Source organism: Bradyrhizobium sp. NAS80.1 (genome assembly GCF_001908205.1).
In the GTDB taxonomy this organism is placed as follows: Bacteria; Pseudomonadota; Alphaproteobacteria; order Rhizobiales; family Xanthobacteraceae; genus Bradyrhizobium.
Genome location: NZ_LGHL01000283.1, coordinates 1 through 5,851 on the forward strand (window position 1 = coordinate 1; position 5,851 = coordinate 5,851).

A 5,851-nucleotide genomic window follows, 5' to 3' on the forward strand; every position below is an offset into this window, starting at 1 on the left:
AAGGAGCTTAACAATTTCAATAACTTGCGTGTCTCACGCACCCCGTTTTGTGGGGTTCTATTGCGAAATGTCTCACGCCTTGATGTGGTCGATCTTCTCGCCCATCCGGTCGAGCCGGCCGGCGATTTCCGAGCGCAGATCCGAGAAGCCTTTTTCGAGGCGGCCGACGACAAGATCGAAGCTGCCTTTGCGCACGAATTCGTCGCGGGCCCAGATCTCGACCTGATAGAGCTTTTCCTTCAGCGCGGAGATCTCGGCGTTGTGCTCTGCACGGAGCTGCGCCTCTTGCCGCGCCAGCTTCCAGACCAGCCCGCCGACGCTGGATAGGATGACAATTGCCAGACCGGCCGCCGCGATCATGACACCGATGTTGTCAGCCATGCTGCTGCTCATCGTTCGAGAGGTTCCGGCGCTGGTGCGCCTGGCACTCGCGTGTTGCGGAAAGGTTCCCGTTGGCCTTGACCAGGGCGGCGCGATGCTCGGCCACCGAGGCCTTGGGGTTCTTGTCGCGGCTGATGGTCGGCAGATCCACCTCAGCGGCGAGGTTTTCGCAGTCGCGTGAGATCACGAGGGCCGGCCGGTCGGCCGGAGGCGCCGCCGAGTGCGCGCAGGCTCCGCACATCGTCGTCATCGAAAGCGCAAGCAGGCGGAGGCGGCTGCTTTGAGAGACGGTCGGCATAGTCGTTCACCTCTTCCTGTAGCGTGGCAGCGCGCTCGCGGTTCTCGTCGGCCTTCTGCTCGGCGAACGCGGCCGCAACCTTCTGCTGCTCGAGCTGGAATTGATGCCAGTTCAGCTCCATCGTCAGCCGCGCGACTTCGGCCCGCTCGTCTGCGGCGCGGAAGCCGATCGCGAGCGCGAGCTGCGCAAGCAGCAGATAGGCGAGCAGCGAGGCTGCGACCGTGTAGGGCTCTACCGCCGGCAGCAGCCGGCCGATCAGTGGCAGATGTCCGACGACAAGGCACGTAACGAAGAGCGCGCCCACGGCGATGAGCGCGACGTCGGATGTGGCGATGGCCCAGAACATGGCGCTCATGCGATGTGCTTCGCGATCCAGTCCGCCACGCTCTGTTTGCCCCACAGCCAAAGCGAGATCAGGAAGCCGGCGACAAGGATGAGCAGGACGAAGCCGAGTAGCATCGCGACGACTTCGCCATTGGTCATCGCGCCCAGGCTGGTGAGGCCGATGCTCGATGCGCCGGCCGTCACCCAATTGCGGACCCGACCGAAGAAGCCGCCGGCGGAGGGCGCCGCGCCTCCTGCCGGCGTACCGGCGGGAGCGTCACTGCCGGCGACTTCTCCGGCGCCGCTCTGATCGCTATCGCCATCCGCCTGCACCTCTCCGAGGAACGAGAGGGGCGTGGCGGTCGGCGCGCGCGAGCAGAACTCGAAATGCATGGGGTCAGTGCGGCCCTGGTAGTCGCCGCCCCACAGGGCGCCCTGCCGCTTGAACGCGGCGACGGCGAGCTGCGGCATGGTGCCGTGGCCGGTGTTGAAGCCGTTGTGCTCGGCGTCGAAGTCGATCGCGGCGCCGTAGGCGTGGTTCGACCAGCGCGGCTTGCGGCCTTCCTTGTTGCCGGGCTCATAGCCGCGGACGTAGCGGGGATTGTAGGCGCCGGAGAACACCGACAGGCCGAGCCGATCGACCTTGTGTTGATCGCGGCCGCACTCGCGCCAGATTTCGTCCAGCGCCGCGGCGAGGGCGCCGGCCGCCTTCACGTGAAACATGATCTTCGCGATGGGCTTGCCGGCATAGTACATCTGGAACGGCGGGATCACCGGCTTGAGCTGCTTGCCGGGCTCGCCCTTGTCGGGATCGCCGTAGAACGCGGCGAGTGATGCAGGATCATCGTGCGGCCAGCGCGGCATATTGAAACCCCTCGTTGCAATGAGGGGCACAATGCGCGCGCGGTCGCGGGGTTAAGTGAGGGGCGGGACCGGCGTCTTCGGCGGCTCGCTCGCCTGCGGCGGGCTGTTCGTGAGCTGCGCCAGCGCCTGCTCAACCAGGCGCGCCTTGTCTTCCATCGAGACCGCGAGGTTCGCAAAACCCTCTACGGCCGAGGCGGCGCGCTCCTTGGCGGCGATGATGCGGTCGGCGGCATCGCCGGCCTGCTTGTCTATATCGTCGAGCGCGTTCTGCGCCAGCGACGTGAGACGTTCCAGACCTCGCATGGGCTTAACCTCCTTGGGTGACGATGGTTGCAGCTCGGCGATCGCCGTCTGCAGATGCGTGTCGAGGGCTTCCGCGGCGGCCGCCGTCGCGCGAAAGCGTCCAGTCCGTGAGGGCAGGAAGGTGCTCATTGGATCAGCGGCGACAGGGCGGCGACGAGCCGCGGGATCAGCTTGGCGATGTTGGCAGCGAGTGTCGGGTGCACGCCGTCCGGGATGTCCGTCGGCGTAGCAGCCCAATTCGGATAGGTATCGATCAGCCCGACATTCTCGGAGAGGGAGAGCGAGCGATAGATATCGTTGTAGGTGTTCAGATTGATCCGCGCTATGGCCGACGAGCTGTTGCCGATGACCGGGTTCATCGTCACCAGGAAAATTGCTGGCGGTGCAGGCAGCGCTTTGAGCGTGTTGATGATCGTGAGATGGTTTGCCGTGCTATCGGCCGTCGAGAGGAGCGCGCAATCGTTCATCATGAACTCGATGATGACAGCGCGCGGCCTCACGTTCTTCAATGCTGTGAGATAGTTGGTCATACCGACCGTCGACCATGCGCCGCCAGAGCCGAAATTGTAGCAGCGCACTCGGCTGCTCTTTCCCGGCGCCAGCGCCCGTTGCAGCACGGGCACGTAGCTGCCAAACGGTGGGCTGCCGGCGCCGTCATTGCCGGTGCCTTCGGTCAGGCTGGTACCGAAACAGGCGACGTCGAAAATCTGCATCAGATCACCGCATCGCGCATGTCATGGAAGCCCTGCACGAAAATGCTCAATGTCGGCGTCCCCGTGTTGGCGAAGATGTAAATGCGCTGCGCTGTGTCGGTCCACACGTCGATGACGTTCCACTGGCCGCCGCCGATCACGCCGAGCGTGGTATCGGTCGGCGCTCCGAGATCGGGATCACTGAGCGAAATGAGCGCGGTCGTGGTGGGGTTCACCAGCAGGCGCGCGCGCGTCTTGATGCCGAGCGGCACGCTCGGCAGGGTGTAGAGCGTCGGCGTGGTGTTGATCGCGACCGCGCTGAGATCGCGCGGCGCGCTCTTGTACAGGAACATGCCGGTGCCCGGCTCCTGAAACATCGGAATGATGTTGGCGCTCGGGTCGGTCTTGAACGCGCCAAGCCGCCGCTTCGGCGTGTAGCCGCCCGGCATCACCGGCGCGACCGGGCTGGTCCCTATGATGACGTCGCCGGCGCCGCCGGCGATGGTGTCGATCGCTTGCGGGAAATACCACGTATTGGCCGCGCGCGCGCCGGTATCGAGGCCACCGTTGCCGTTGCCGGCAACCCAATTCGCATCAAGGCGTTTCGTGATGGTTGCAGCCAATGCGATATTTTTCGCGTCGGCGATATCGCGGCATTTGCCGGAAGATACGTCGATCCTGAGATTGGGCGAGCCAACATTGTTGGCGATCGACATGCCGTAGATCATACCCGGCGGATAGGCTGCGACCGCCGCCGCCGCTGCGGCCGCCGATGCTGCGGCGGCGGTTGCCGAGTTCCCGGCGGCCGTATCGTGGCCCGCGGCCGACGTATTGGCGGCCAAGGCCTGGTTCGCGTAGTTCTGCGCCGCAGCCACCGCAGCTTGAACGGCGTCATCTCCAAGGGTGCCCTCGCTGATGTCCCGGCGCAGCTCCTGGCCGACGATCACCATCCGGTCCAATTCGGCTTCGAGGAGCGTCGATCGCAGCACGCCGCCGCGGGTGACGTCCGTGGTGCGCGACGGGATGCTTAGGCCGCGAATATCGACCTGCGCATTCTGTGGCCGTGCCGTGTTGAGCGTCACGGTGAAGTAGGCCGGAAAGCCCGTGGCCGGCGATGCCGGCGCGATCGTGTACTGTGAGGGATCGAGCAGTACCGGGAACGATGCGCCGGGATCAGTAATCCTGATCGCGACGTCGGCCGGATCGTACAACAGGAATGAGACCGGCCCGAAAACCTTTTGGTTCAAGCCGGCTTGCAGGATGACGTGGCGCGTTCCGCGCGGAATTGGGTACGTTGCGCTCATGCGCCGGAGGATGAGCGCCGGCACGCGGCGTTAAGTGAGCAGGCGTCGGCGCCTATTGCGTTGCTGGCGCGCGCCGCGGCAGGATCTCGCCCGGTGCCCACCACATGCCCTGCCTGGTCTCGTTCTGCAGGCGCTGTTCCTGTTCCCGAAAGCTCTTGTGGGCGTCTGGATCGGTCAGATATTGCAGCTGATCCAGCACCACGCGACGGTAGGCCGCGCGCAGATACCAGAGCGAGGACAGCACGGGCGTGTAACGTCCCAACGTGTTGACGGTCTCGCGGCCGATGTTGGTCGGCTTGCCCTGCACGAGCTGCTGCACATTGCCGGCTGTGAGCTTCCAGAGATCTCCGACCAGGCCGACTGTCGGCCCCGAAATCTGCTGCGCCAGCGACTGACCCTGACGGTTGACGTCCGAGAACAGGTAATCGCCGAGCAGGCCGAGGCCGCCGCCAGTCTGCACCGCCGCCATCCAGAAGCGCGGATCGGCCATGGACTGCGGGTCCTTGCCGTTGATCACGTTCTTGATCTGCAGCGCGATCGCGCCGCCCATGGTGAGCGACAGTGCGATGGCGCCGGCATAGCCAGCCCCGCGCGCGGCGCCCTGGTGCAACTCCTGCTGGATCGCCTGAAGCTGCAGCGTCGTCAGCGATAGCGCGAACGACTTGAACAGCAGGCCGCTCTCGACCACCTCGCCCCAGAACGAGCCCTTCGGCTGCGTGCCGACGAAGAACGAGCGAGACCGCGCCGTTGAGGTCGGGACCGCGCGCTCTGTCTGCTGCAGGATGGTTTCGAGATACTGCTCGGCAATCCGACGCACGCCGGCGGCGGTCTGCTCGGCCGCGACCTCGGCGTCGGTCGTGTCGATGCCGAGCAGCTTCTGCACCTTCGGCAGCGCCGGCCCTTCGGCGAGAGCCGCCACGTCGATCGGTCGCAGGAAGCCGGCGCCGCCCTCCGGCTGATGCAACGGCGTAGAGCGGATCACGTCCCACGCCGTGCGGTCAATGCCATAGCCTTGCATGGCGCGCCGCAAGTAGGGCTCCATCTCGTCCCACGTCTTGCCGGCCTGGTCGGCGACGGCTCCCTGAAAATCGAGCGCGAAGACGTGCTTGCGGGCCTGCGTCATAGGCTCAAGGCCGGAGAGGGCAAGCGTGCGCTCGGCCAACCACTTCGACCACTCGCTGCCGCCGACCTGGCCGGCCATGCGCGCCTCGTCGCCGAGAATGTGCAGGAAGTCATCCATGACGATGCCGCTGCGAACGGCCTGCTCTGTGGTACCTTCGGAAAAGGTCTTGGTGATCCCCCACAGCGCTTTCGTCATCGGCAGGCCGGAGAGGTAGCGCGCGGCCGCATCGACGAATGGATCGGTTGCGGCCGCCGTGATCGAGGCCGAGCCGAGCAGGGCGGAGGTGAGCAAATTGCGCACCGTGCCAAAGCCGGTCGCCATATTGCCCGACACCACGCTGCGGCCGCGGATGTACTGGTAGACGCTGTCGATGCGGTGCGGGATGTAGTCGAGCTTGTCCCTGACAGCGTCGGCCGTCTTGCTGCCGCGGCGGTAGAGCGAGGCCTCGCCGGCGATCGATTTGGCGGCTTCCACCTGCACGATCTGCTTGAGCCATTCCATCGTGGCATTCGGGTTCGGCCCGAACTGCTCCATCGCGGCGATGTCGCGCGCCATACCGTTG

Annotated in this window: 8 protein-coding genes; all 8 read right to left on the reverse strand. The window is 65.5% G+C overall.

All coding sequences use genetic code 11. The annotated features are described in order from the left end of the window. Positions 1 to 72: 72 nt before the first annotated feature. Positions 73 to 381 (reverse strand): hypothetical protein, encoded by a 309-nt coding sequence (locus AC629_RS41465; protein ID WP_084810424.1) that lies wholly within the window; start codon positions 379 to 381, stop codon positions 73 to 75. Beyond that, complete coding sequence (locus tag AC629_RS46215) at positions 374 to 532, reverse strand: hypothetical protein (RefSeq protein ID WP_168195721.1); 159 nt, start codon at positions 530 to 532, stop codon at positions 374 to 376. Before AC629_RS46215 ends, AC629_RS41465 begins: the two co-directional genes overlap by 8 nt. A 1-nt stretch (position 533) precedes the next feature. Next, on the reverse strand, positions 534 to 1,034 hold the full coding sequence (locus tag AC629_RS41470; protein ID WP_084810425.1) for a hypothetical protein: 501 nt from the start codon (positions 1,032 to 1,034) through the stop codon (positions 534 to 536). Beyond that, entirely contained in the window at positions 1,031 to 1,867 is an 837-nt protein-coding gene (locus tag AC629_RS41475; protein WP_084810426.1) for a M15 family metallopeptidase, read from the reverse strand. The genes AC629_RS41470 and AC629_RS41475 overlap by 4 nt, the downstream gene beginning before the upstream one ends. Positions 1,868 to 1,918: 51 nt before the next feature. Further along, positions 1,919 to 2,299: a hypothetical protein gene (locus tag AC629_RS41480; RefSeq protein WP_084810427.1), complete on the reverse strand. Its 381-nt coding sequence runs from the start codon at positions 2,297 to 2,299 to the stop codon at positions 1,919 to 1,921. Beyond that, entirely contained in the window at positions 2,296 to 2,883 is a 588-nt protein-coding gene (locus AC629_RS41485; protein ID WP_084810428.1) for an SGNH/GDSL hydrolase family protein, read from the reverse strand. The genes AC629_RS41480 and AC629_RS41485 overlap by 4 nt, the downstream gene beginning before the upstream one ends. Next, the gene (locus AC629_RS41490) at positions 2,883 to 4,109 is read right to left on the reverse strand and encodes a hypothetical protein (protein ID WP_143199862.1); all 1,227 of its coding nucleotides are present in this window, start codon (positions 4,107 to 4,109) and stop codon (positions 2,883 to 2,885) included. The genes AC629_RS41485 and AC629_RS41490 overlap by 1 nt, the downstream gene beginning before the upstream one ends. A 109-nt stretch (positions 4,110 to 4,218) precedes the next feature. Next, positions 4,219 to 5,851, reverse strand: a 1,633-nt coding sequence (locus AC629_RS47425; RefSeq protein ID WP_210419194.1) for a hypothetical protein, incomplete at its 5' end; no start/stop codon positions are given.